This window comes from Tenacibaculum holothuriorum, assembly GCF_002120225.1.
GTDB lineage: Bacteria > Bacteroidota > Bacteroidia > Flavobacteriales > Flavobacteriaceae > Polaribacter > Polaribacter holothuriorum.
Genome location: NZ_LAPZ01000017.1, coordinates 21,865 through 46,985 on the forward strand (window position 1 = coordinate 21,865; position 25,121 = coordinate 46,985).

Consider the following 25,121-nt stretch of genomic DNA (forward strand, 5'->3'; position numbering starts at 1 on the left):
TTAACAAATATCAATTTTTTGTATTCCTCAAAAGACGTAAATTTACGCAGCAAACAACTAACATGATATATGAAGACTCATTTTGAACTAAATGAGGTAACTAAAAAATTACCCAAACACTTACATAAATTTGTAGTTAAACAACCTTACGATGAATATACAGCGCAAAACCAGGCCGTTTGGCGTTATGTAATGCGTATGAATGTTGATTATTTAAGTAGAGTAGCACATGAATCGTATGTAGATGGACTGCAAAAAACAGGAATTTCGGTTGAAAGTATTCCGCATATGGAAGGAATGAATCGAATTTTAAAAGAGATTGGTTGGGCAGCTGTTTCGGTAGATGGTTTTATTCCGCCGAATGCGTTTATGGAATTCCAAGCTTATAATGTATTGGTAATAGCTTCTGATATGAGAACGATAGATCATATTGAATATACACCAGCACCAGATATTATTCACGAAGCAGCAGGCCATGCACCTATAATAGCCAACCCTGAATATGCTGAGTATTTACGCCGATTTGGAGAAATAGGAAGTAAAGCTATTTCATCGGCTAAAGACTACGAAATGTATGAAGCTATTCGTTTGCTTTCTATTTTAAAGGAGAATCCTAATTCATCTCAAAAGGAGATTAACGAAGCTCAAGAAAAAGTTGAGTGGTTACAAAATAATATGGGAGAGCTTTCTGAAATGGCTCAAATACGAAATTTACACTGGTGGACGGTTGAATACGGTTTAATTGGTACACTTGATGATCCTAAGATTTATGGAGCGGGATTATTATCATCAATAGGTGAGAGTAAGTGGTGTATGAAAGATGAGGTAAAAAAAATACCGTATACGTTAGATGCTGCAAACGTAAGCTTTGATATAACAAAACCACAGCCTCAGTTGTTCGTTACTCCAAACTTTGCTCATTTAAGTTTGGTGTTAGAGCAATATGCTAACACGATGGGAATTAGAACTGGAGGGTTGAAGGGCGTTCAAAAATTAATTGATTCTAAGAATCTTGGAACAATTGAATTAAGTACAGGAATTCAGGTTTCGGGAATATTTACGAATGTAATTCAAGATGAAAAAAACAGACCGATTTATATTCAAACTACAGGGCCAACTGCTTTAGCAAACAGAGATAAAGAATTGATTGGCCATGGAATTGAATATCATGCTGAAGGATTTGGAAGCCCGATAGGAAAGTTGAAAGGAATTAATATTCCGATTGAGCATATGAGTCCGAGAGATTTAGAAGCTTACGGAATTTATGAAGGAAAACAAGTTAGTTTAGAATTTGAAGGAGGAGTAAAAGTAGCAGGAGAAGTAATAACAGGAACTAGAGATTTACGAGGAAGAATTCAATTAGTATCGTTTAAAAATTGTACGGTAACTCATGGAGATAAGATGTTATTCCATCCTGATTGGGGAATTTATGATATGGCTGTTGGAGTAGAAATTAAAGCAGCTTATTCTGGACCTGCAGATGTTAACTCTTTTGAAGATTTAGGTAAGGTTTCTGAAACAAAAACACACAAAATAAATTATTCTGATTCAGAAAGAGAATTGTACAAGTTGTATACTGAGGTAAGAGAAATGCGTGAGAGTAATTCAACTTCTGAAGAAAAAATCTCTGCTGTATTTCAACAATTACAAACTAAATTTTCTAACGATTGGTTATTGCCATTAGAGCTTTTAGAACTGGCTGTTGAAAAAGAATATGAAATAAAAAATGAATTAAAGGCATATTTAGAAAACTTGAAAAGTAACCAAAGTTACACGACATTAATAGAAAACGGATTACATTTGTTGCCACAATTACAAGCGTAATAAAATGAACCTATTTAATTTATTTAGAAAGAAAGATATGAGTAACGAAATACAATCGTATTTAGATAAAGGAGCAGTAATTTTAGATGTAAGAACACTACCAGAGTGGAATGATGGTCATACTGATGGAGCAACACACATTGTATTAAATACAATCCCAGAAAATGTTGAAGAAATTAAGTCGTGGAACAAGCCAGTAATTGCAGTTTGTAAAAGTGGAGGAAGAAGTGGACAAGCTACTGACTTTTTACAACAATACGGAATTGATATTATTAACGGAGGTCCTTGGCAAAACGTAGATCAATACGTTAAATAAGTTTTTGATTTTTAGCCTTTAATACGGCTTCCATCTTATTGTGAACTTGTAATTTTTTATACGTGTTCTCAATATGTTTACGAACAGTAGAAGGAGATATTATCAAATTATCGGCAATCTCATTATAGTTTAACCCTTTACTAAGTTGAACTAATATTTGAGTTTCCCGCTTCGATAATTTAATATCTTCTTTTTTGTTTTCTTCAACAGTAGCTTCTGGGTTTCGTAATAATTGTAGTGTTTTAAGAGCAATACTTGGTGTCATAGGAGCGCCGCCATTTACAACTTCTAAAATGCTATTGTGTAACTTTTCTGGATTGATTTCTTTGAGTAAATATCCACTAGCTCCTGCTTTTATAGATTTAAAAATACAATCGTCATCATCTACCACAGTTAGCATTATAATTTTAATCTGCGGATATTTGTTTTTTACAATTTCAGTAGCTTTTATACCATCCATTTCTGGCATTTGAATATCCATTAAAATTACATCTACAATATGGTCTTCAGCTAGTTTACCAATAAGTTCAGCTCCATTTTTAGCAATAAATTTCACTGTAATATCTTCAAAAAAAGATAGTTTTTCTTGAATAGATTTTGCTAAAAAATAATTGTCTTCTGCAATACAAATTTTTAGTTTCACATTATTGGTTTTAGTTAGTTGTTATAAATCTACAGATATAAAGAGAACTATACTATACGTCATTTGTCGTATTGTTAATTTGTAAAGTAATGGTTGTTCCTTTACCATTTTCAGAAGTAATAAAAACTGAACCATTAATACTACTCATGCGTTTTTCCATGTTGCTGAGTCCGCTTCCTAAGGTTACATTATTTATGTCGAAACCTTTTCCATTGTCTTGAATGGTTAATTGTAGCTTGTTATCTTTTTGAGTAGCGTTGAGTTCAATTAAATCACCTTCTGAATATTTTACGGCATTATTAATTGCTTCTTGAGTGACTCTAAATAAATTCATTCCTTCGATAGAAGTGAAATTGATATGCGATGGAATATTGTTTTTGTATTTAAAGGTTATAGAAGGTACTGCTTCTTTAGCTTTTTCAATAAAAGAGAGTAGGCGTGTAGAGAAGTCGTCGATAGAAATCTCGTTTTTGTTCATTGCCCAAATGGTATCTCTTAGTTGGTGAATGGTATCGGAAGTAAAGTCGCTAATATTAGTTAATTTACTTTTTAAAACATCATTTAAGTCTTTAGAAATGTACTTTAAATTATCTATTGAAGAAATAATAAATGTAAGTTGAGAGCCAATATTATCATGTAAATCTCTTGAAATACGTAAACGTTGTTCTTGTAAACGGTTTTGGGTTTTAATCTTAGAAAGAGCATCTTTTAACTCAATTTCTTTTTCTAATTGTTTGCGTTTAAAACTGCTGCGATGATAGTATCCAATAGATAGAATTCCTACAATCAACAATGCTCCGCCTAATAGAGTTGCGTATAAATTCCTATTCTTAATTTTTAACTCGTTTTCTAAGATTTCTTCTTTTTGAAGTGCAATTTCTTTTTCTTTTTTCGCAGTATTATATTTTTCTTGAACTTCGGCAATTTCTTTTGTTATTCTAGAGTTTAGAATTGAATCTTGCATTGTGTTTACTAATTTTTGATATATCAATACACTATCAGTATGTTTTTTGTGTGCATGATATTGGAGCAAAAAATTGTAACCATTCAGTATTTTGTCATTAGCGTTAATTTCTTTAAAAAGCTTGACTCCGTTTGAAAGTTTTTTTCTTGCTTCTGAAAGTTTACCTAGTCTTAATTTTAATTCACCTAAGTTTAATTTTACAGAGGCTATTCCGTATTTACTATTTATGTTTTCTCTTATATTAAGGGCTTTAGTTAATAGAATTTCAGCTTTTTTATATTGACCTAAATCTTTGTGAATTGTGCCCAAATTATTGTACAAAGTACCTAACTCTTTTTTATAATTATTTTTTTTTGCAATAGAGATTCCAAGGTTATAAAAGTTAATGCTTTTAATAGTATCTTTTAAAAAAAGATATGAGTTTCCGATATTTGTATAGGAGTATACTAGTCCAAAATCATCGTTGATTTTTTTTCTGATATCTGCTATGATTAAATGTTCTTTAAGAGCTTTTTTGTGAAGTTTTAACCCACTATAAACGTTAGCAATATTATTTCTTACAATAGCAGAATATTTAATGATGTTTTTATATTCATAAATTTCTAATGCTTTTGTATTGTATTGTAAAGCAGAATCCATTTTAAAAATTCGTTGGTAGGCAATTCCAAGTTTATTGTAAAGACTAGCAATACCTAAAGTATCTCTAATCTTATTTCTTATAACCAAAGATTTTTTATAATAACTTACAGCTTTATTAAAATTAGAAGTTTTGTATTGTAAAATACCTAAATCATTATAAGCTTGAGCTTGACCTTTCAAATTATTAGTTTTTTGAGATAAGCTAAGAGCTAAATTTCCGTAGTAACTAGCTGAATCTTTATTTAGACTACCATAATACCAGCATAAATCACTATAAAGTTTGATCTTTAAACTATCTGTTGTGTTTGGGTTAGATAAATTGTTTTTTATTTGAATTATTTTCTCATTTAGGCTTTGTGAATGTGAAAAATAAGAATGAAGAAATAATAGTAATAGTAGTTGTTTAAAATATTTCACGTAATTGAAATTAAGTTAGTGTCAGTATTGATTGGTACTTAAAGATACTAAAAGTTGTTTTAATTATTTGTTTTTTAATAGTTTGATGATTTCTTGAAGTGAAAATTTAATAGAAAGTAAGTTGGTTTTTACGATACGTAATTGTCTGTCAACTTTTTTGGTATGATTTGGTATGTTTTTGGTTTTTAATAATAAAGATTTCTCTTTTTCTAATTCAGAATAAATCATTGCCAGCTTTTGCGCTTCCCCTGATTTTAATTGCATATAACCCCTTATATTATATAATAACGCAATAGTTGCAAAAACCAGCAATGATATGTAAATATTATTTAGAAAATTGTCCATGCCAACCCTGTCCTAAAGGCTCGATATTAATTTCATTAAATGTTCCATTGTTATTTGGCGAAACATTATAACCAATATTATCTCTACAATTGTCTTTAAATTTAAAGTTATTAGTCCCTAATAAAACAGGATTTTTAAGTGTTATACAATCTTTTCCTTCAACTTTTACAGTAAGTACATTGTTAGAAATTGTAAAAGTAGCTTTAGTGCCATTGCTAAAAGGTGAGCCGTTTTGAGCAGAATGATAGGTTAATTCATAAGTTCCATCTAAAGAACTTGGAACTGTTCCTGCATTTTCCCCAGAAGCTAAAGTATATGAGCATTCGGTACTACAATTTGCTGCGTTTTGTTGAGGTGTCTCATCGTCGGAACAATTCCACAATAATGAAGTAAAAGCTACAAAAATGATTAATTTTATTGATTTCATGTTTGGTTATTTTTTAGGTGCATTAAAAGTTCCTTCAGTAATTTTTTTAGTGGTTTTGTCTCCAGCTTCATAACCATCAAAAGAAAAAGTTCCTTTTATATGTGTGCTTGTATCTTCTGTAATAGTAACAGTACCAGTACCAAAATTAAAAGTAGTAGCCCAAGCTTTTATAGGTGTAACGGTTCCGTACATCATTAGATTTGTATTAGAAAGAGCATCTCCTGCTTTGTAAGTTCCTTTACCATTGTAAGATGAAATATTAATACGAATGTATTTTCCAGAAGAGTCTGAGCCTTGTACAGCAAGTACTCCTGAGTTTACTACAGCACCAACTGTAGCTTCTAAAGATGTAAAACCGGTTCCATCTACTTTTGCAGTTAATGTAGCTCCTCCATTTGTTCCTTCTGTTGGGTCGTCATCACTACAAGCCATAAAGAAAATGAACATAAAACTTAATAACGATAATTTGTAAAACGTTTTCATAATAATAGATTTTTAGATTAGTATAGATTTTTTAAATTTTTGAAAAATATTTGTTTGTAGATTCTCCTAAGTAATAATTAACTCCCTCTAAGACTCCGTTAAAATATTTAGTACTGTCGAATTTTATAGTTTGTATAACTTTAGCTTCTCGTGTAGGAACATTAAAAACTTTATAGCCATTACCAATATGATCTCCTTGCATATCTACTTTACCAGTTTTTACAGCTTTATATTTTTTATTAGGTAATACTCCAGCAACAGGAATTCCTTTTTTAGGTAAGGTTGAAGTAAACCAAGCTTGATATTTTAGGTTCTTTTTAAAACCAAAATCAAAAGAACTCATGATTAGTGTGCTTTTATTAAAACCTAATTTACTTTTCGATTGAATTGAAGCAGATTTAGCAAGACGTAAGTTTGGTTTAGCAACTACTTTAGCAATACCACCAATAAGTTTACCGAAGGCTCTACTTCCTTGAGATTCTCCATCTTCAGCAAAAGGAACTAAAATGTTAACTCTTGCTACAATGACACCACCTAGGCTTTTTGAAGTTTTTAGAGTGGTATTAAACATTCCGTAGTTTTTTCCTATAAAAGTTATGTTAGTAGGATTTGTGGTTATAAAACCTTTATATTGTTGAGATGGTGTTCCTCCTATATAGGTTTCTGATTTTTTATAGTATTCATGGTCTTTAAAATCTTTTCCAGTTAAAATTTCATAACCTTTGTTTTTTAGTTGTGTTATAAAGCCTTCATACGCTTTATCTGTCAACTCTTGAAGTTTACTAGGTTCAATATCACCTAAGCCAAGAAATAGAGCAGCTTTAGCGTCACCTATGTAACTTTCTCCACCAAGTTGTCTTCCTCCTTTTTTAACTTTAGATTTAGCATAGATGTATTGATAGTTAATAGAAAACTGTTCAATGAAAATTTTCTTTTCAGCTTCTTTGAACTTTTTTTGTCCATAACCGCCATACTTTAACTTGGCTTTTTTAACGGTTTGGGCATTAATAACATTAAAGCTAAAAGCAAATGTTAGAATACAACTTAGAAATATAATTTTTGATTTCATGATGATAGAATTTTATGATGTTTCAAAATTCCAAAATCAATGAAAGCTGTTCAATACGTCATTTGACGTATTTTTAATTATGGTGTTGTAACTTAAAAAGTTATGTTCGGGTGGTTACTTCTTGTTTTAGCAATTTTCTTGTTCAATTTTTTTAAAAAAGTTTGATGAGCTTCAGAATTAGGATTAAAAGGACGGTGTGTTAATCCTTTTTGAATGGTATCTACTTCTTTCATGGTTTGAAAACTTTCTTCGGAAAACCATGTTTGTATAAATTTTTCCCAGATATAATTTATAGCAGTTGAGTTTGGATGAATCATGTCTTCGTTATAAAAACGATAATCACGAAGTTCATCCATCATAATTTCATATGAAGGAAAATAATGGATGTTTTTTCTAGGTTCTACAACACTATGAATAGAAGCGAGTATGTGTGATTTACTTTGCTTGTTTTCAATAAAACCATCTTTGATATGACGAACAGGAGAAACTGTATAAATAATTGAAGCTTTCGGATTGATCGCTCTAATTAAAGTGTTAATAGCATCAAGAGTTTCTGTGATTTCTTGCACAGATAATAGTTCTTTTAAAAAATTTTTCTGCGGAATTTTATGACAGTTAGCAACAATAGTGTCTGATGCTATTTCTCTATAGATCCAAGAAGTACCAAGCGTAATAATGATATGAGAAACATTTTTTAACGATTTATAAGTCTGTTGAATAACTGAATTTAAGCTATTCAACAATTCATCTTTATCAGAAGAACTTAAACTTGAATGTGCATCAAAACAATGCCAGCGTTCATTGTGAAAAAAAATGTCTTTTTCGGTATAGGTTTCTTGATTGATAACTTTGGTAATTAACCTTTCAATAGCTTTAGGATGAAATAAAATTCCAAACGGATTTTGATTTGACTGAAATTTAAAATACGAAAGCTTATTACCAATGTTTTCTGAAAAACATGAACCTAATAATAGTATTTTAGATTGATAGTCTATTAGATTCTTAGATTGTTTTTGTATTGGTATTTCTGTTTGAAATTTCATTTAAAACTATATATAAAAGAAAAGCTCAAAGTTAAACCTTGAGCTTTTTATATTAAACTACATATTCTTTAGCTTTTTCTAATACTTTTGGTAACCCTCCTGGGTTTTTACCTCCTGCAGTAGCAAAGAAGTTTTGTCCACCTCCACCACCGTGAATATATTTACCTAATTCTCTTACTACTTTACCTGCATCGTAACCACGTTCATTTGCTAAATCTTTAGAAATATAACAAGTTAACATTGCTTTTTCTGGTGATGCTGAGGTAGCCATTAATATAAATAGATTATTAACTTCTCCACCTAATTCAAACATTAGGTTTTTAATACTATTTTGGTCTAAATCTACTTTAGTAGCCAAAAACTGAACTCCGTTTACTTCTTGTAACTGATTTTTCAGTTCACCTTTCATATTCTTAGCTTTATCTTTTAATAATTGCTCTATTTGTTTCTTTAAAGCTGAATTCTCATCTTGTAAACTGCTTACAGATTTTGCAATATCTTTTGGATTCTTTAATAATTGTTTTACAGAATTAAAGTTACGTTCTACGTCTTCAAAGTATTCTCCAACAGCGACATTAGTAATTGCTTCAATACGACGAATACCAGCAGCTACAGCACCTTCAGATTTAATTTTGAAATACCAAATATCTCCTGTTTGTTGTACGTGAGTTCCACCACATAATTCCATAGACTGTCCAAAACGAATTGCACGAACGCTGTCTCCATATTTTTCGCCAAATAAAGCTAAAGCACCTTCGTCAATAGCTTGTTGCATTGGAATATTTCTTTTCTCTTCTAAAGGAAGGTTTTCACGAATACGAGCATTTACAAACTCCTCAATTTCTTTTAACTGATCTTTGTCTACTTTTGAAAAGTGAGAGAAATCAAAACGTAAGTAGTCAGGACTTACTAAAGATCCTTTTTGTTCTACGTGATCACCTAAAACAGTACGTAACGCTTGGTGTAACAAGTGCGTTGCTGAGTGATTACTAGCAGACAAACGTCTAAACTCATCGTTTACTACCGCCTTAAATGTTTCGTTTAAGTTCTTTGGTAAATTCTTTGTAAAGTGAATGATTACATTGTTTTCTTTCTTTGTATCAATCACGTAAATAACATCACCGTTTGGAGCTTCAATAAAACCTTTATCACCAACTTGCCCACCACCTTCAGGGTAGAAAGGAGTCATATTAAATACTAATTGGTATTGATCTCCGTCTTTCTTAGTAGTTACTTTTCTATAACGCGTAAGCTTTACATCAACACTTAAGGTATCATATCCAACAAACTCTTCCACTTCATCTTCTACTAAAACAACCCAGTCACCAGTTTCACTTGCAGAAGCTGCACGAGAACGGTCTTTTTGAGCTTTCATTCCAGCATTAAACTCTTCTTCATTTACATCATACCCTTTTTCACGAGCAATCAACTGCGTTAAATCTAAAGGGAATCCGTAGGTATCATATAATTCAAAAGCTTTTTTACCAGAAACCGTAGTTCCTTGAGTAGTTTCAATTACACGATCTAATAATAATAATCCTTGTTCTAAGGTACGTAAGAAAGAAGCTTCTTCCTCCTTAATTACATTATGAACTAAAGTGTCTTGTTTTCTAATTTCTGGGAAAGCATCTCCCATTTGATGTGCTAAGGTTTCCGCTAACTTATAAATAAAAGGTTCTTTTTTATTTAAGAAGGTAAATCCGTAACGAATAGCTCTACGTAAGATTCTACGAATAACATATCCTGCACCATTATTACTTGGTAACTGTCCATCTGCAATAGCAAAGGCAACTGCACGAACGTGATCTGCGATTACACGAATAGCAATATCAACTTTTTCATCCTTACCATACCCAACACCCGTAATCGTTTCAATTTCTCTAATTAACGGTGTAAATACATCTGTATCGTAATTAGATTGAACGTTTTGTAATACCATACATAAACGCTCAAATCCCATTCCAGTATCAATGTGCTTTGCAGGTAAATCTTCTAATGAACCATTCGCTTTACGATTGAATTGCATGAAAACTAAGTTCCATATTTCAACAACTTGTGGATGATCTTCGTTTACTAACGATTTTCCGTCAACCTTTGCTTTTTCTTCCGTAGAACGAATATCTACATGAATCTCAGAACATGGTCCACAAGGTCCTTGTTCTCCCATTTCCCAGAAGTTGTCTTTTTTATTACCCATTAAGATACGATCTTCAGAAATGTATTGTTTCCAAATATCATAGGCTTCTTGATCCATTTTTGTTCCGTCTTTCTCATCACCTTCAAAAACGGTTATATATAAAATGTTTTTAGGAATCTTGTATACTTCAGTCAATAACTCCCAAGCCCAAGCAATAGATTCTTTTTTAAAGTAATCACCAAAACTCCAGTTTCCTAACATTTCAAACATGGTATGGTGATAGGTATCGTAACCTACTTCTTCCAAGTCGTTGTGTTTACCAGAAACACGTAAACATTTTTGAGAATCTGAAATTCTATTGTTTTTTGGAGTGGCATTTCCTAAGAAAAATTCTTTGAATGGTGCCATACCAGAGTTGGTAAACATTAATGTTGGATCGTTCTTTAACACCATTGGTGCAGACGGAACTATATCATGTTGTTTTGATTTGAAAAATTCTAAAAACTTAGCTCTAATATCTTGAGATTTCATACAACTCTAGTATCTTGATTTTTGTTAATTTTTAACTAAAAAATTACTTTAACAAAGTAATTTTGAAACATTTTGTAAATTTGTGAGTTACCAAACTAGTACATCCGCAAGGATGCTTCGTTTAATGAGCACAAAAATAGTACATTTAGCATTATGGCGAAAGTAAAATATTACTACGATCCAGAGACGTTATCTTATCGGAAAATAGAACCTAAAAAAAGCGAAACAGTTAAGAAAAGTATTTTATGGATCTTAGGAGCTATGTTAATAGCTTTCTTTGGTTTTATAGGGTTTAGTCAATTTTTAATGTCTCCAAAAGAGCGAACACAAAAAAGGGAGCTCGAAAATTTAAAGTTGCATTACGAATTACTTTCTAAGAGAATGGAAGAGAGTTCGGAAGTATTAACAGCACTTCAAGAGCGAGACAACAATATTTATAGAACTTATTTTGAGGCGAATCCAATTCCTGAAGAACAGCGTAAAGCAGGTTTTGGAGGTGTAAATAGATACAAGCATTTAGATGGTTTTAACAATTCTGAAATGATTAAAGATGTGACCAAAAAGATAGATGTGTTGTCTAAACAAATGGTAGTACAATCGAAATCGTTAGACGAAATAGTAAATTTAGCAAGAGAGAAGCATAAAATGCTAGCTGCAATACCAGCAATTTTACCAGTTAAAAATCAAGATTTAACTCGTACAGCTTCTGGTTATGGTATGCGTATGCATCCGATATTAAAAGTATGGAAAATGCATAACGGTATGGATTTTACTGCACCAACAGGAACTCCGATTTTCGCTTCTGGTAATGGTAAGGTTGTCAAAGCACATAGAAGTTCTACTTTTGGTAAAGTAATTTATATAGATCACGGTTATGGCTATACAACTATTTATGCTCACATGAGTAAAATGGTAGCTAGAAAAGGTCAAAAGGTAAAACGTGGAGATTTGATTGGGTATGTAGGTAATACAGGTCGTTCTGCAGCACCACATTTACACTACGAAGTTCATAAAAATGGTAGACCCGTAAATCCGATTTACTATTATTATGGAGATTTAACTCCTGAAGAGTTTATTGCAATGCAAAAAGCTTCGCAACAAAAAGGACAATCGTATGATTAATAGTCAATAGTAGGTAAAGTATGCATATAGATTTACCAGAAAAAAGATATTATAAAATTGGAGAAGTAGCTAAGGCCTTTGGTGTTAATACTTCTCTAATTCGTTTTTGGGATAATGAGTTTGATATTATTAAACCCAAAAAAAATGCAAAGGGAAACCGATTGTTTACTAAAGAAGATGTTGATAATTTCAAAATCATTTATAATTTAGTAAAAGAGAGAGGTTTTACTTTAGATGGAGCCAGACAGAAGCTAAAGAGAAATCCTGATAAAGTTGTGAGTAATCATGAAATTATTAGTAGATTAGAAGCTGTTAAAGCTGAGTTGAAAAACATTAAAAATCAATTATAAACACAAAAAATCAAAAATTATGAAAAAATGGTTAGTACCTTTAATTGTTATTGCAGTAATAGGTTTTGGACTATATAACTGGGCAGTTGGATTTAATAATACAGCGGTTGAGTATCAAGAAAATGCAAAAACAGCATGGTCTAAAGTAGAGAGTTCTTACCAAAGAAGAAATGATCTTATTGGTAACTTAGTAAAAACTGTTCAAGGAGCTGCAGACTTTGAAAAGAGTACGTTAACAGAAGTAATTAATGCTAGAGCTAAAGCTACTCAAACTACTTTAAATGCATCAGATTTAACACCAGAAAACATCGCTAAATTTCAACAAGCACAAGCTGGTTTAAGTGGAGCATTATCTAGATTATTAGTTTCTGTAGAACGTTATCCTGATTTAAAAGCGAATAGAAACTTCTTAGAATTACAAAGTCAGTTAGAAGGAACTGAAAATAGAATTAACGTTGCTAGAGACCGTTTTAATGAGAGTGTAAATATTTACAATAAACACATTAAAAAATTCCCAGGTTCGATTTTAGCAGGGATTTTCAATTTCTCTGAAATGGCACGTTATAAAGCAGATCCAGGTTCAGAAAAAGCACCTGATGTAGATTTTAACTTTAAATAAGATACATGTCTAAAGTAGAAGATTTTCTATCTGTTGAAGAAGAACAGGAAATCGTTTTAGCTATTAGGCAAGCTGAGCGAAATACTTCTGGCGAAATAAGAGTTCATATTGAAAATTCTAGTAAGATTTCTCATTATAACCGAGCGTTAGAAGTATTTCGAATGCTTAAAATGTTCAATACCAAAGAGCAAAACGCAGTATTAATTTATGTTGCTGTAGACGATAAAAAGTTTGTTGTTTATGGTGACAAAGGTATTGATGAGGTGGTTCCTGAAAACTTTTGGGAAAGCACAAAAAATGCTATGCAAGAACAATTTGTATTAGGTAATTTTAAACAAGGAATTATAAACGGAGTTTTAAAAGCTGGTGAAGAATTAAAAGTCCATTTTCCTTGGCAAATAGATGATGAGGACGAATTATCTAATGAAATATCAAAAGGTTAAATGAAAAAGTTTCTTCAGTATATATTCATATTAGGATTATTATTTACGTGTCAAGTTTCTATTGCACAGTTTAAAATTCCTGAAAAACCTAAATTTCAAACCAGTGTCTACGATTATATAGGTTTATTATCTGCTTCAGAAAAAGCAAATTTAGAGAACAAGCTTATAAAGTATTCAGACACAACTTCAACCCAAATTGTGGTAGCAATTATTAAATCTACAGAAGGAGAAAATATTGCTTATTTAGGAGCTCAATGGTTGACTAAATGGGGAATTGGTCAAAAAGGAAAAGATAATGGTGTTTTAATAACGTTAGCAAAAGAAGATAGAAAGATAAATATAAATACAGGTTACGGTGTAGAGCATTTGTTAACCGATTTTATGTCCAGAAGAATAATAGAAAGAGATATTATTCCTCATTTTAAGCAAGGTAATTTTTATGCAGGTTTAAATAGTGGAGCAGATGCTGTATTTAAAACACTACAAGGAGAGTATAAAGGAACAAGGAAAGAAGATAAAAGTTTCGATCCTAGTTTTATAATATTCATAATAATACTCATAATTTTCTTTTTAATTATTTCTCGTGGAGGAAGAGGAAATGGAGGAAGACGTAATTATCGTCGTTCAGATTCTAGAGATATTTTAGAAACCATTATTTTAAGTAATGCTGGTCGAGGTGGCTTTGGAAGCGGAGGCTTCGGAGGAGGTTTTGGTGGCTCCTCAGGAGGTTTCGGAAGTGGAGGTTTCGGTGGCGGCTTCGGAGGAGGTTTCGGTGGCGGTGGCGGAGCTACTGGTGGTTGGTAATTTAAGATCTCATGAAAAAATATAGTTTTGTTTTTTTAGTATCTCTGTTGGTTGGTTGTCAAAATTTTGGGCAACTACAACTTATTACTGATTTACCTTCAACATTAAAAGAAGTTTCAGGAATTACTACTGTACAAGATTCAGACTTATTATGGATGCATAACGATAGCGGAAATAAAGCTATTGTATATGGAGTATCTTTAAAAGGGAAAATAAAAGAAGAAATTTCTATTGATTTAAAAAACAAAGATTGGGAAGATATTACTTCTGATGGTAAAGGAAATCTTTATATAGCCGATTTTGGAAATAACGGAAACAAGCGTAAAAATTTATTGATTTATAAATTCAATGTAATGGAAGCGCAAGAGAATAATGAGGCTTCTGCTCAAAAAATAAAGTTTCATTATCCAGAACAAACAAAATTTCCACCTAAAAAGAAACATCGTTTTTTTGATGCGGAATCTGTTTTGTTTTTTAAGAATTACTTATACATTTTTACAAAAAGTAGAGTGAAGAATAAGTTTGGTAAAACCCGATTGTATAAAATACCAGCAAAAGCAGGAAATTATATTGCTGAATTTATTGCTGAATTCAACAATTGTAATGATATGGAATGTTGGATAACTTCTGCAGCAATGTCACCAGATAAAAAACAAGTAGCTTTGCTTACGCATAACGAAGTGTTAGTGTTTTCGGATTATAAAAGCGATGATTTTTTTGCAGGCAAACTAACGAGATTCGGTTTAAAACATAACTCTCAAAAAGAAGGGATTTCATTTAAAGACAACAATACTCTTTACATTACTGATGAGCGCTCTCACGGAAAAGGAGGAAAGCTCTATGAATTTTCTTTAAATTAAAGAACCTCAACCAATAATAACGCCCAACCAATTATTAATAACAATCCACCTAATGGAGTAATTGGACCTAAGAAACGTAGTTTTTTACCTCGAGAATCAGAAAGTATTAATCCGTAGATACTGAAGGAGAAAAGGAAAATTCCTATAATAAAACTCCATCCTAAAAAGTTACTAGCATTCTGAATATTAAATCCAACTAGTAATAACACAATAGCGTGATACATTTGATATTTTATCCCAGTTTCAAAAGATTTAAGTTGATCGTTATTCAATACTTTCTTTAAAGCATGTGCGCCAAAAGCACCAAAAATAACAGCTAACATTCCGTAGATAGCTCCGAAAATTAAAATCGTTTGGTTCATAATATTTAATAAAAAAGACTTTGCAAATATAACTATGCAAAGTCTTTATAGTTATTCATTAAGCCAATTAATAATGGATTTATGTTGGTACTCTATATCGTTATTATCTAAAAACTTTTTTAACTTTTTTAGATCTTGATTTTTCAATTCAATAGTTTCTTTAAAAAGAGGAATAGCTTCTATCTGATAATGATTATTCTGCTCTTTTTTTATTTTAATCAATTTGATATTTGAATGAAGAAATTCAGTTTGAATATCTTTTTTATTTAGCATAATTTTTTCAGAGTTAAACTCAATGTTTCCAATTCGAGTAAAGAGAAAAGAATTTAATATAAAAGCAATAAAATATAAAGCTATAATACTAAAAGCTATAATACTTAAGGTCTTGTTTTTATTCATTATTTCTTTGTCAACGACTCTTAATAAACTTATAAAAACAGCTAGGAGAACAATAAATTTATAATAAGGAGAAAAGAATTTATGACTTCTTAAAAAGTCAGGTTTTATAATATCAAACTTCATATCTAAACAATAATTCTTAAAAAGCAAAACCAATTCCGAAAGCAAATCTATTTTCGTTAGAATTTCCTTGGAAATAAGAAATGTTTGCTGTGAACATATCAATACCGCTTAACCAAACAGAACCACCATAACTAGTGTGCCATGTAGTTGAGTTAGGTGAAGCAGGTGACCATACACGACCATAATCGAATCCTGCAGAAACTCCTATTTTCATAGGTAAGACACTTGTCTTTAGTCTACCAAAACGTAAACGTAAATCACTAGAATGGTAAAAACTTTCGGTACCTGTAAAGCGCTGACGGTTAAATCCACGCAAACTTCTATCACCTCCTAAAGTTGCCCCTTGATAGAACTCGAAACGATTACCAATATTAATATGGGTTCCGATTTCCGAAGCAAAAACTAATGATCGATTTTGAACTAAATTCTGATAAAAAGCTAAAGAACTTTTAATATAACCGTAACGTCTATCAAAATCATCAGATTTGGCTTTAGCTCCAACTGAGGCCTCAAAATTCATTCCTTTTGTGGGAAAACTAGCATTGTCTACTCGGTTGTGTGTAAAGCTTACTTCACCTCCTAAGAAATAATTTGTTTTAAAAATATTGATAGGACTTTGATTGTAGTTTGTAATAAATCTGTTAGGTGTATTTTGTACTTCGATGCCTTCTACAGAGGCAGATACTTTTACAATACTTCCTCCACGTAATCTTCTTAATAGGGAAGGAGAGAAGCTTAGTTCGCCTCTTTTTACTCTATAAAAGTCTAAATCATCCTCGTCGTTTCCAGTTAACATTCTGAATTGAGTATCGTTACCCAATCCGAAGAAGTTAATAGAATAATTATCACTCGTAATTTTAGCACGTAAATGTAAACTCCACTGCCCAATGAATTCTGTAAATTCACCGTTGTATTCAATATCATAACCACTGGTTGATGAATAGTAGTTTGCAGCTAAAGTATGTTGGCTTCCGAAAGGACGTTTTTTAAATCCTTGTTGGGTATAGGTTAAAGAAGCTCCGAAGAAAAAACCATCATCTGGGTTGCTCCCTAAACTAGGAAAAACTACAGTAGTGTTGTTATTAATATCTCTATGGTCATAGGTGTTTTTAATATACCTGTCTGAACGTAAATCGGCAGTTTCAGAACTTGGGTTTACGGTGTTCTTTTTTGATTTATAATCGTAGATTTTTGTTTTCTTACTCCATCCAGCTACTTTAGATTTATCGGTATATACATCGTGATCTTGACCTCCAATAATTCTAAGTAATATACCATCATTTACATCTCCAGAAATTAAAAATTCATCGTCTCCATTCAATCCGTATAATTGAACTTCTTTGGTTTCATCAGTTTTAAAAGTACGGTTGTATATTTCGATATCTTTTCTAAGTACAGTAACGTTAGTTTCATCATCATTTAGTCTTTTAATAATAAACTTGTCGTCTTTGTCTGTACCAACTACGTATACAATTTTAGCTTGCTTTTCGTAATAACGCTTCGCTATGTCTTTTAACTTATTTCTTCTCGATTTAATTTTTTCAATGGTTTCTTTTCCATCTAAATCATAAATAGCCTTTGGTAATTGTTTAATAGCTTTTTCAATTACTTCATCGGTTAGATGTTTTTGAATATAATCTGCTTGTTTATACCAATCTTCTAAGGTTAATTTATTTAAGAATTCGGCATCAAAGAAACGAGGATAGTTATTGTACCATTTCATGTCTTTAATGTCATGGTCAAAAGTTTGCATGTTTTTTACTAGTGGAGCAAATTGTTTGAATAGCGGAATCATAACTCCATCGAATTTAGAGAAAGGTTGATCTCTATCTCTAGGAATTGGGCGGTAAAACGTTTTACCATCATCGGTTTTAAAAGATGCCCAACGCCATTGGTCTTCGTGTCTGTCCCAATCTCCAATGACCATGTCAAACAAACGAGAACGCATTGCCCATTCTTGATCTACAGAGTGTTTTCCGTTTTTTCGAATCTTTTCTAAGACATCAAAGGTATTGATGATTTTTTTAGAGTTTCCGAAATTGTCTAACTCACTTCTGTCTCCTGCCGGACGTTCTTCTAATAAATATAATCCGCCACCAAAAATATCATTGTATTGACCCAAAGCTGGTTGTTTAGGCATGTAATATAGTTTAGGATTGGTGTGATAAATGTTTGCAGCTTCAGCCATTTCAGGAATTACAAAAGCGGCATAAGGATGCGACATGGTAAAGATATCTTGTACCACATCAATTAAAATAGTTCCGTTTAAAATACCACCCATAATACGGCTTCCGTCTTTTACCATTGAACGTAGTACATATTGCTTTCCATCAGCATTTTCTAAACGTAAAGAATTGGTTTGGTTACCACCTCCTCGTTGAATTGGTTTTAAGCCACCAAACACATTTTCTAATTCTAATACAGGTACTTTTATTTTCTTACCATATTTTTCTCTGTGTAAATCACCCCACATAAATTTATGGAATCCGCTTACATCGGTAGCTTTAGGATCATAAATAGATGTTTCTACAAACTCTTTGTGAGCATCGTATTCTGGGAAGCTATTCTGGATTTTAGTCTTTTTAGGTTCAATAATTTGTTTGCTGAATAATAGCTTATTTCCATCTTTTTCATTGGCTGAATAAAATTCTACAATAGCAGAACCGTCTTTATAGTAGTTTAAGATAGCATACCCGTGATTACCATACGTAAATTGAGCACCATATTTCGCTAAGGCAGCTGATTGTTTTGATCCAGCTCCACTAATAATTTGTTTGTATTTACCGTACTGTAGGTTGTTTTCAGTTTCAGGATTTTTTTCAATGTATTGTAAGTTATGTTCGTGCCCAGAAACAAAAACAATATTTTGTCTAAAATCTCCAGCAACAGCTTGTAAACTATTAATGAAGTCGGTATAGTTTTTATTGAAAATATCTGTTGGAATTCCTACATGAGTACGTAATCCGTTTTTTAAAGTACCTAAGATAGGTAGAGGACTCATATGATCTTTAAATGAATAACTTCCTCCGTGAGGACCATTAGAGAACATAGGATGATGCATAGCAACTACCACATTTTTATAACGGTTCTTTTTAAATAATCCCCAAACCTCGTCTATAAAACGTTCACGAGTTTTAATATCACAGTTTTCGTTAATAGTTGGGTGATCATCCCAATTGGTAATAAACCAACGACTATCAATAATAATTAACGTTAAGTCATCATTGATTTCTACTTTTTTAAGGCCGCATCCATTTTCAGGTAAAAAGGCACCTTTTCCTAAGGCTTTTTCTACTATTTTTTCTTGTCTTTTTAATCCTTTAACACCGTTGTACCAATCATGATTTCCAGGAATAAAAATAGGTTTTCCTTTAAAACCATTTACAGCGTCAATTTGAGTTTGTATACGATGCTCAGATAATGCACGTTCTTCACTATCTTTTGGTGGTACTCCATAAGGATACACATTGTCTCCTAGGAATAATGCAGTAGCATTTTTATCAGATTTTTCTAAGGCTTTTTGAAAAAAGGTTAAAGAAGGAATTGTTTTTCCCATTTCTGCATTACCCGCATCTCCAATTAAATAAAATGAGTGTACTAACTCTTTATCAGAGGTAACCGTTTTTGGCGCAGTATTATCTGCATATTTGGCGTTATAAGAAGCACAAGCAGATAGTAAGATAATGGCTATGAGGTATATAAAAGACTTTAAAGAATTCATGAGTCTGGTTTTTTATTAATGTAAAATTACTTCTTTTTTAGGAATTTGTTAATGCCTATTTTAATGAAAAAATATGTTGATTTCTGTTGTTGGTATAAGTGATGATCATAGTTTTTATAGTTGATTTGTTAGTTGTTGATATTCTTCAGGAGTGTCAATATCAATTAAATTGATAGTTTTTATTTTTATTACTTCTGAAAGGTGTTTCTCCAAAAATAATTTAGCTCCTTTATCTCCTTTTAGGTCTGTTAAATCTTGAAAATAGCTTTTAGGGAAAATTGCAGGAACTCCAATATTTTTTCCATAGTTAGAAACGATAATATTATGTGGATTTTCTTTTGAAGTTTTAAGTAATGTGTTTAAATAAGTAGTATTTACATAAGGTTGATCTGCTAACATAATTAGAATTGCATCAAAAGATTTGTCTATTATGTGGTTGATTCCAGTTGCAATACTTGAACTCAGCCCATTTTTATACTTTGTGTTTAGAATTGTTTCGATTGATAATGAATCAATTTCTCTTTTTATAGTTTCGGCATTTGCTCCTAATACACAAAATACTTCATTTGTTTTTGTTTCTAATGCATTTTTAATTGCCCAACCCAATAAGGTAGTATTTTTATAAGGAAGTAGTTGTTTGATAGCTCCCATTCGCGAAGCACTTCCTGCTGCTAATATGATAATTGCAGTATTTTGCATCTGTGTAAAGTCTTCTCAATGGGAGGAGGATGAGAATCGTTATTTTATGTTAAAATTTAACTATGTATTCGCCCAGTTATTTTCTTTAATGAAAATACTTCTTTTTTACGAATTACCGATAATATTTCAGCTAAAATAGATAAAGCTATTTCCTCTGGAGTTTCCGCTCCAATATTTAAACCAGCAGGAGTGTGAATTTTTTCTAAGAATTCATCAGTAACTTCTGGAGTAAAATCAAACAATTCATTGAGTAGTTTTTCTCGGCGTTTGGCAGCTCCTAAAATTCCAATGTAAATTGGGTTTTGTTCTTGTAGTTTTACCAACCAACGTAAATCATAAGTGAAATTATGATTCATAATTACCACTGCAGTATGTTCATTAACATCAGATAACTCAATCATTTCAGGAGTTTGTGCTATAACCGATTTCGCATTTGGAAAGTCTGACAATTGTTTCGGGTCTTTTACAGAAGTTACTATATCAACCTCCCAACCTAATTGAGTAGCTTGAGTAGACAATTTTACAGCATCATGCTCTCCGCCAATAATTAATAACTTAAATAACGGATTTAATTTTTGAGAAAAAACGGAATTGTTTTTGTCAATTTTATTTTCAGAAAAAGTAGATGTTTTTCCGTTTTTAAACTGAATTACCGAACCAAAATTCCCAAAACACTCACCTTTTTTTTGGTAATAAGAATCTATTTTAAATGCTTCTCTTTTTTCTAAACTATTAGAAAATGTAATAATAAAGTCTTCGGAAACTACAAACGGTTCTAACAAAATGTACAGAATTCCTTCACAACCCAAACGATAACGACCATCGTAGGTAATTATTTTTGATTTTCCATCTTTAAAAACCGATTGTGCTCTACGCAGTACTTCTTTTTCAACACATCCACCGCTTACTGCACCAACCATTTTTCCGTCAGAAGAAAGTAACATTCTCACTCCAGGTTTTCTATATGAAGAGCCATCTAAATCAACAACAGTAGCTAATACATTTTGTATTCCGTGTTGCTGATTTAAGACGGCTCTCTGTATAATTTCTTTAAACTCGTGCGTCATAGAACCACTAATTTACAAAAAGAAATTATAAATCTTTCCACCAATTTTGATATACCTGTGTCGAATCATTAACAATAATCGGTTCACCAATTTTAGGAGCTATTAAAGGAAGATTTAATTCTTTAGCTTTTTTACTTACTCTGGTGATAGGGTCTGTCCAAGAATGCATAGCAAGTTTAAATCCAGCCCAATGAATTGGCATTATTTTCTTTGCTTGTAAATCTACTCCTGCTTGTGCGGTTTCTTCAGGCATCATGTGAATATCGGACCACATTTCGTTGTATTGCCCGCATTCTAACATAGCAAAATCAAAAGGACCGTATTTTTCCCCAATAACTTTAAAATGTTTTTCATATCCACTATCTCCGCTAAAATAAAGATTGTTGGTTTTAGATTTAATTACCCAAGAACTCCATAAAGTACTTTGACGATTATTCATTTTTCTTCCTGAAAAGTGCTGTGAAGGAGTACACACAAATTGAATATCTTTATAAGTAGTTTCTTGCCACCAATCGAGTTCAGTAATTTTATTATCTGGAATTCCCCAAGCTTTTAAGTGTACACTTACTCCTAGCGGAACAAAATAATGCTCGACTTTGGATTTTAGTTTTTTGATTGATTCATAATCTAAATGATCGTAATGATCGTGTGAAATAACTACAGCATCAATTTGAGGTAATTTTTCAATTTCTAAAGGCATTTGTTTATTAAAGCGTTTTTCTCCTAAAAATGATAAAGGAGCAGCTACTTGTCCAAACATAGGGTCTAATAAAATGTTTTTACCATCAGTTTGAAGCAAAAAAGAAGAATGGCCATACCAAATTAAACGAGTTTCATCTTTATAATCAGCTACATTCGCTGAATCTATTTTTTGAATATTTAAATCATTTTTAGGTCTTCCGTTTTTTACTTTTTCGAAGAAAAACTTTCTAGATATTTTTAATATTTCAGAAAAACTAGGGTCTTTGGGAACCCCTGTTTTATTAGCAAACTTTCCATCTTTAAAATTTACCGAAGTACTATATTGTTGTTGTAATTCTTTAGTTACATCACCTCCAAAACTTGGATAAAAGTTAACAACTAGAAGATAAGAGATGATTAAAATTCCGATTAAGGATATAATTGTTAAACTCATTTTTTTGAGTATTTTTTTCATTTTTATAAATTAAATATTCTAATTCTGCAATCTGTATTTTGCTGGACTTATTCCTGTTTGTTTTTTAAATAGTTTACTAAAGTGTTGTGGATATTCAAAACCTAAGTCATAAGCGATTTCACTTACTGAGTTTGTAGTGCCTAATAGTTTGTTTTTTGCCTTGTTCACTACAAAAGCATAAATATGATCTTTAGCACTTTTACCCGTTTCTTTTTTTAATAAATCACTTAAGTAATTCGGAGACATGTTGAGTTGTTCACCACAATATTTTACTGAAGGTAAGCCTAAAGTTGAAGGCTTTTCAGAAGTGAAATAAGTACGTAATAAATTTTCAAATTCTGTTACGTGGTCTTGGTGTAAGTTGGTACGTACATAAAACTGACGATCGTAATAACGATTGCAATAGTCTAAGATTAACTCAAGGGTAGAATTGATTAATTTTTGACTGTGTTTATCAATGTTTTGATTGATTTCCAATTCAATTTTTTTTACCAAATCCGTTAAAGTTGCTTTTTCATCTTCTGATAAATGCAAGGCTTCATGAACTTCATAATCGAAAAAAGAGTAGGTATTGATATTCTTACCTAATTCTGATTTACGAATTAAATCGGGATGAAAAATGATAGACCAGCCTTTTGCATCTTCAGCAACTGTTTTTTCCTCAATAGATAATACTTGATTCGGTTTTGAAAAGATCATAGTACCATCTTCAAAATCGTAATTGTTACGTCCATATCCTAAAACTCCTTCAATACCATCTTTTAAAGAAATACTGAATAAATCGGAATTGTATTTGACACCATAATACTGACTAAAATCAGGGAAGTCCTTTGCCCACATAACCGTTATTAGTGGATGTTTCGGCGCAGGCAATCCGAAGGTTTTATTTATTTCAGTAATTGATTTTATATGTATGATTTCTTTCATAATTAATTAGCTGTTTGCATTTGCTTAATTTGCTTTAGCATTACTTTTTTAGGAGTAAAAGGTATGGCTTTCATCATTAGTTTTTGAGAAAAAGTCAATCCTGATACTACATCTAATTTTCCAGATAACATTCCATTATAACCATCTTCTGCTACCGAACGTGCGCTAACTGCTTTTTCAAATAAACCTGTACGCTCCATATCGGCAGTTTTTGCAAATTCTGTTTCAGTTGCTCCAGGCATTAAGTTGGTAATAGTAATATTCGTGTCACTTAATTCTTCCGCTATAGCATTACTTAAGTAAGTTACGTAAACTTTACTTGCAAAATAAATAGCTTGTAAAGGCCCAGGCATAAATGATGCTGTAGATGAGGTATTTAATATTTTACCACTATTGCGTTGTACCATCTGAGGTAAAAATAAATACATCAACTCGGTTAAAGATACCATATTTAAGTTGATCATTTGTTGTTGGCGTTCCCAAGGTAATTTGTGGAATTTCCCACGTAATCCGAACCCAGCATTGTTGATTAGATATTCAACTTCAAGATTCATGGCCACAACTTCGTTAAATAACTCTTTAGCGGCATTAGGTTTGCTTAAGTCTTTAATGATAATTACTACGTTAACGTCGTATTTTATTTCTAAGGTTGCTTTTAGCGCTTCTAATTTATCTTGTCTTCTAGCGACAATAATTAAGTCATTTCCTTTTTCAGCGTGAATATGTGCTAATTCTTCTCCAATTCCGCTACTTGCTCCTGTGATTAATGCTAAATTTTTCATGATATATGCTTTTATATTGTTTATGAATTGTTTGTGGTGTAAAATTACTGTGAATGAGAAGGTTGTGTGTATATATATTACAGAATGATGTATACATTTTACAGAAAGAGAAAGCCGTTACTCTTAGAAAAGAAATAACAGCTTTCAGAACTAATCAAACCTAATCATTCTTTTTAGTTTATATTTTTGAAGCTCCTGTTAGTAATCGGTTAGCAATTTCTGCGGGTCCTTTTGGAAACCATCCTTTTAATAACCATTTAGGTACTGAACCTACTGGCATGAAATCAGCAGTAATTGTCAATTTAGTAGAAGTATCGTTCAATCTTTCAAAATTATACGTGATGTTGTATGCCTGCATACGTTTTACATCTGTGGCTTTGTAAGCTTCAGGAGATGAGTTTCCTATAAAAGTCAATTGATTTTCTGTTTTTTCTACTTTAAAATTTAAAACAGCATCACTGTTAGGCATAGGCCAAGGGGCATCAAAATAATAATAGGTTACCCATTCGTTATCTGATATTTTTTTGACTTTTTTACTTTCTGTAGTGTTTTCAAGAAAGGATTTGTGGTTTTCTGAATTTGAAAAATAAGTTTCTATGGCATCTAAAGAAATATCTTTCTGGGTTTCTACGATATAGTAAATATGGGTGTTGCTATCGTTTTTTATAATGTCATATTGTACGGTGGTTTTTCCGTCTTTAGAAGTTTTTGTGGTCCAATTTCTATTTTGAGCAATTCCGTTGAATGTACTTATTAAAAGTAGTAAAGCTATGAGTTTTTTCATCGTATTTAATTTTAATTATCAATTATTTACGATACAAAACTATGGTGCTTTTAAAGCCTAGATGT

At 31.6% G+C, this 25,121-nt stretch carries 25 protein-coding genes; 8 read left to right on the plus strand and 17 right to left on the minus strand.

Annotated features, from left to right (window positions below):
- Nucleotides 1-69: 69 nt before the first annotated feature.
- The gene (locus tag WH52_RS14100) at nt 70-1,824 is read left to right on the plus strand and encodes an aromatic amino acid hydroxylase (protein WP_086031613.1); all 1,755 of its coding nucleotides are present in this window, start codon (nt 70-72) and stop codon (nt 1,822-1,824) included.
- 37 nt (nt 1,825-1,861) lie between these two features.
- The gene (locus tag WH52_RS14105; RefSeq protein WP_086031648.1) at nt 1,862-2,140 is read left to right on the plus strand and encodes a rhodanese-like domain-containing protein; all 279 of its coding nucleotides are present in this window, start codon (nt 1,862-1,864) and stop codon (nt 2,138-2,140) included.
- Here WH52_RS14105 and WH52_RS14110 read toward each other — a convergent pair.
- The 8 genes from WH52_RS14110 to alaS form a co-directional block, all read right to left on the minus strand.
- On the minus strand, nt 2,133-2,783 hold the full coding sequence (locus tag WH52_RS14110) for a response regulator transcription factor (protein WP_086031614.1): 651 nt from the start codon (nt 2,781-2,783) through the stop codon (nt 2,133-2,135). The two genes, WH52_RS14105 and WH52_RS14110, sit on opposite strands and share 8 nt — an antisense overlap.
- Before the next feature lie 52 nt (nt 2,784-2,835).
- Entirely contained in the window at nt 2,836-4,803 is a 1,968-nt protein-coding gene (locus WH52_RS14115; RefSeq protein WP_086031615.1) for an ATP-binding protein, read from the minus strand.
- A gap of 63 nt (nt 4,804-4,866) precedes the next feature.
- Nucleotides 4,867-5,067 carry a hypothetical protein gene (locus WH52_RS14120; protein ID WP_086031616.1) on the minus strand — a complete coding sequence of 67 codons (201 nt, stop codon included), beginning with the start codon at nt 5,065-5,067 and terminating at the stop codon, nt 4,867-4,869.
- Between the two features lie 61 nt (nt 5,068-5,128).
- On the minus strand, nt 5,129-5,575 hold the full coding sequence (locus WH52_RS14125) for a hypothetical protein (RefSeq protein WP_086031617.1): 447 nt from the start codon (nt 5,573-5,575) through the stop codon (nt 5,129-5,131).
- Between the two features lie 6 nt (nt 5,576-5,581).
- Complete coding sequence (locus tag WH52_RS14130) at nt 5,582-6,058, minus strand: DUF6252 family protein (protein ID WP_143592191.1); 477 nt, start codon at nt 6,056-6,058, stop codon at nt 5,582-5,584.
- Between the two features lie 31 nt (nt 6,059-6,089).
- Entirely contained in the window at nt 6,090-7,127 is a 1,038-nt protein-coding gene (locus WH52_RS14135; protein ID WP_086031619.1) for a hypothetical protein, read from the minus strand.
- 92 nt (nt 7,128-7,219) lie between these two features.
- Nucleotides 7,220-8,170 carry a GSCFA domain-containing protein gene (locus tag WH52_RS14140; RefSeq protein WP_086031620.1) on the minus strand — a complete coding sequence of 317 codons (951 nt, stop codon included), beginning with the start codon at nt 8,168-8,170 and terminating at the stop codon, nt 7,220-7,222.
- A 52-nt stretch (nt 8,171-8,222) separates the two neighbouring features.
- Entirely contained in the window at nt 8,223-10,838 is a 2,616-nt protein-coding gene (gene alaS, locus WH52_RS14145; protein ID WP_086031621.1) for an alanine--tRNA ligase, read from the minus strand.
- 153 nt (nt 10,839-10,991) lie between these two features.
- Here alaS and WH52_RS14150 point away from each other — a divergent pair, with 153 nt between their 5' ends.
- The 6 genes from WH52_RS14150 to WH52_RS14175 are packed head-to-tail and all read left to right on the plus strand — an operon-like array spanning nt 10,992 to nt 15,036.
- A complete protein-coding gene (locus WH52_RS14150) occupies nt 10,992-11,960 on the plus strand; it encodes a M23 family metallopeptidase (RefSeq protein ID WP_086031622.1) in 969 nt (322 codons plus the stop codon).
- A 20-nt stretch (nt 11,961-11,980) separates the two neighbouring features.
- Nucleotides 11,981-12,310: a MerR family transcriptional regulator gene (locus tag WH52_RS14155; RefSeq protein WP_086031623.1), complete on the plus strand. Its 330-nt coding sequence runs from the start codon at nt 11,981-11,983 to the stop codon at nt 12,308-12,310.
- A gap of 19 nt (nt 12,311-12,329) precedes the next feature.
- Nucleotides 12,330-12,929, plus strand: coding sequence for a LemA family protein (locus WH52_RS14160; RefSeq protein WP_086031624.1), 600 nt, complete (start codon nt 12,330-12,332; stop codon nt 12,927-12,929).
- A gap of 5 nt (nt 12,930-12,934) precedes the next feature.
- A complete protein-coding gene (locus WH52_RS14165) occupies nt 12,935-13,372 on the plus strand; it encodes a TPM domain-containing protein (RefSeq protein ID WP_086031625.1) in 438 nt (145 codons plus the stop codon).
- Nucleotides 13,373-14,176 (plus strand): TPM domain-containing protein, encoded by an 804-nt coding sequence (locus tag WH52_RS14170; RefSeq protein ID WP_086031626.1) that lies wholly within the window; start codon nt 13,373-13,375, stop codon nt 14,174-14,176.
- Nucleotides 14,177-14,187: 11 nt separating this feature from the next.
- Nucleotides 14,188-15,036: a hypothetical protein gene (locus tag WH52_RS14175; protein WP_233131576.1), complete on the plus strand. Its 849-nt coding sequence runs from the start codon at nt 14,188-14,190 to the stop codon at nt 15,034-15,036.
- Here the strand turns inward: WH52_RS14175 and WH52_RS14180 are convergent.
- From WH52_RS14180 to WH52_RS14220, 9 genes are all read right to left on the minus strand, one after another.
- Entirely contained in the window at nt 15,033-15,398 is a 366-nt protein-coding gene (locus tag WH52_RS14180) for a DUF423 domain-containing protein (protein ID WP_086031627.1), read from the minus strand. The genes WH52_RS14175 and WH52_RS14180 overlap by 4 nt on opposite strands.
- A 51-nt stretch (nt 15,399-15,449) precedes the next feature.
- Nucleotides 15,450-15,920: a hypothetical protein gene (locus tag WH52_RS14185; RefSeq protein ID WP_143592193.1), complete on the minus strand. Its 471-nt coding sequence runs from the start codon at nt 15,918-15,920 to the stop codon at nt 15,450-15,452.
- Nucleotides 15,921-15,936: 16 nt separating this feature from the next.
- The gene (locus WH52_RS14190; protein ID WP_086031629.1) at nt 15,937-19,641 is read right to left on the minus strand and encodes a ShlB/FhaC/HecB family hemolysin secretion/activation protein; all 3,705 of its coding nucleotides are present in this window, start codon (nt 19,639-19,641) and stop codon (nt 15,937-15,939) included.
- A gap of 114 nt (nt 19,642-19,755) precedes the next feature.
- On the minus strand, nt 19,756-20,340 hold the full coding sequence (locus WH52_RS14195; RefSeq protein WP_086031630.1) for a nucleotidyltransferase family protein: 585 nt from the start codon (nt 20,338-20,340) through the stop codon (nt 19,756-19,758).
- 56 nt (nt 20,341-20,396) lie between these two features.
- Complete coding sequence (locus tag WH52_RS14200; protein WP_086031631.1) at nt 20,397-21,407, minus strand: XdhC family protein; 1,011 nt, start codon at nt 21,405-21,407, stop codon at nt 20,397-20,399.
- A gap of 25 nt (nt 21,408-21,432) precedes the next feature.
- Nucleotides 21,433-22,542, minus strand: coding sequence for an MBL fold metallo-hydrolase (locus tag WH52_RS14205; protein WP_086031650.1), 1,110 nt, complete (start codon nt 22,540-22,542; stop codon nt 21,433-21,435).
- A 39-nt stretch (nt 22,543-22,581) separates the two neighbouring features.
- Entirely contained in the window at nt 22,582-23,490 is a 909-nt protein-coding gene (locus WH52_RS14210) for a helix-turn-helix domain-containing protein (RefSeq protein WP_086031632.1), read from the minus strand.
- 2 nt (nt 23,491-23,492) lie between these two features.
- Entirely contained in the window at nt 23,493-24,272 is a 780-nt protein-coding gene (locus tag WH52_RS14215; protein WP_086031633.1) for an SDR family NAD(P)-dependent oxidoreductase, read from the minus strand.
- A gap of 178 nt (nt 24,273-24,450) precedes the next feature.
- Nucleotides 24,451-25,056 carry an SRPBCC family protein gene (locus WH52_RS14220; protein WP_086031634.1) on the minus strand — a complete coding sequence of 202 codons (606 nt, stop codon included), beginning with the start codon at nt 25,054-25,056 and terminating at the stop codon, nt 24,451-24,453.
- Nucleotides 25,057-25,121 lie beyond the last annotated feature (65 nt).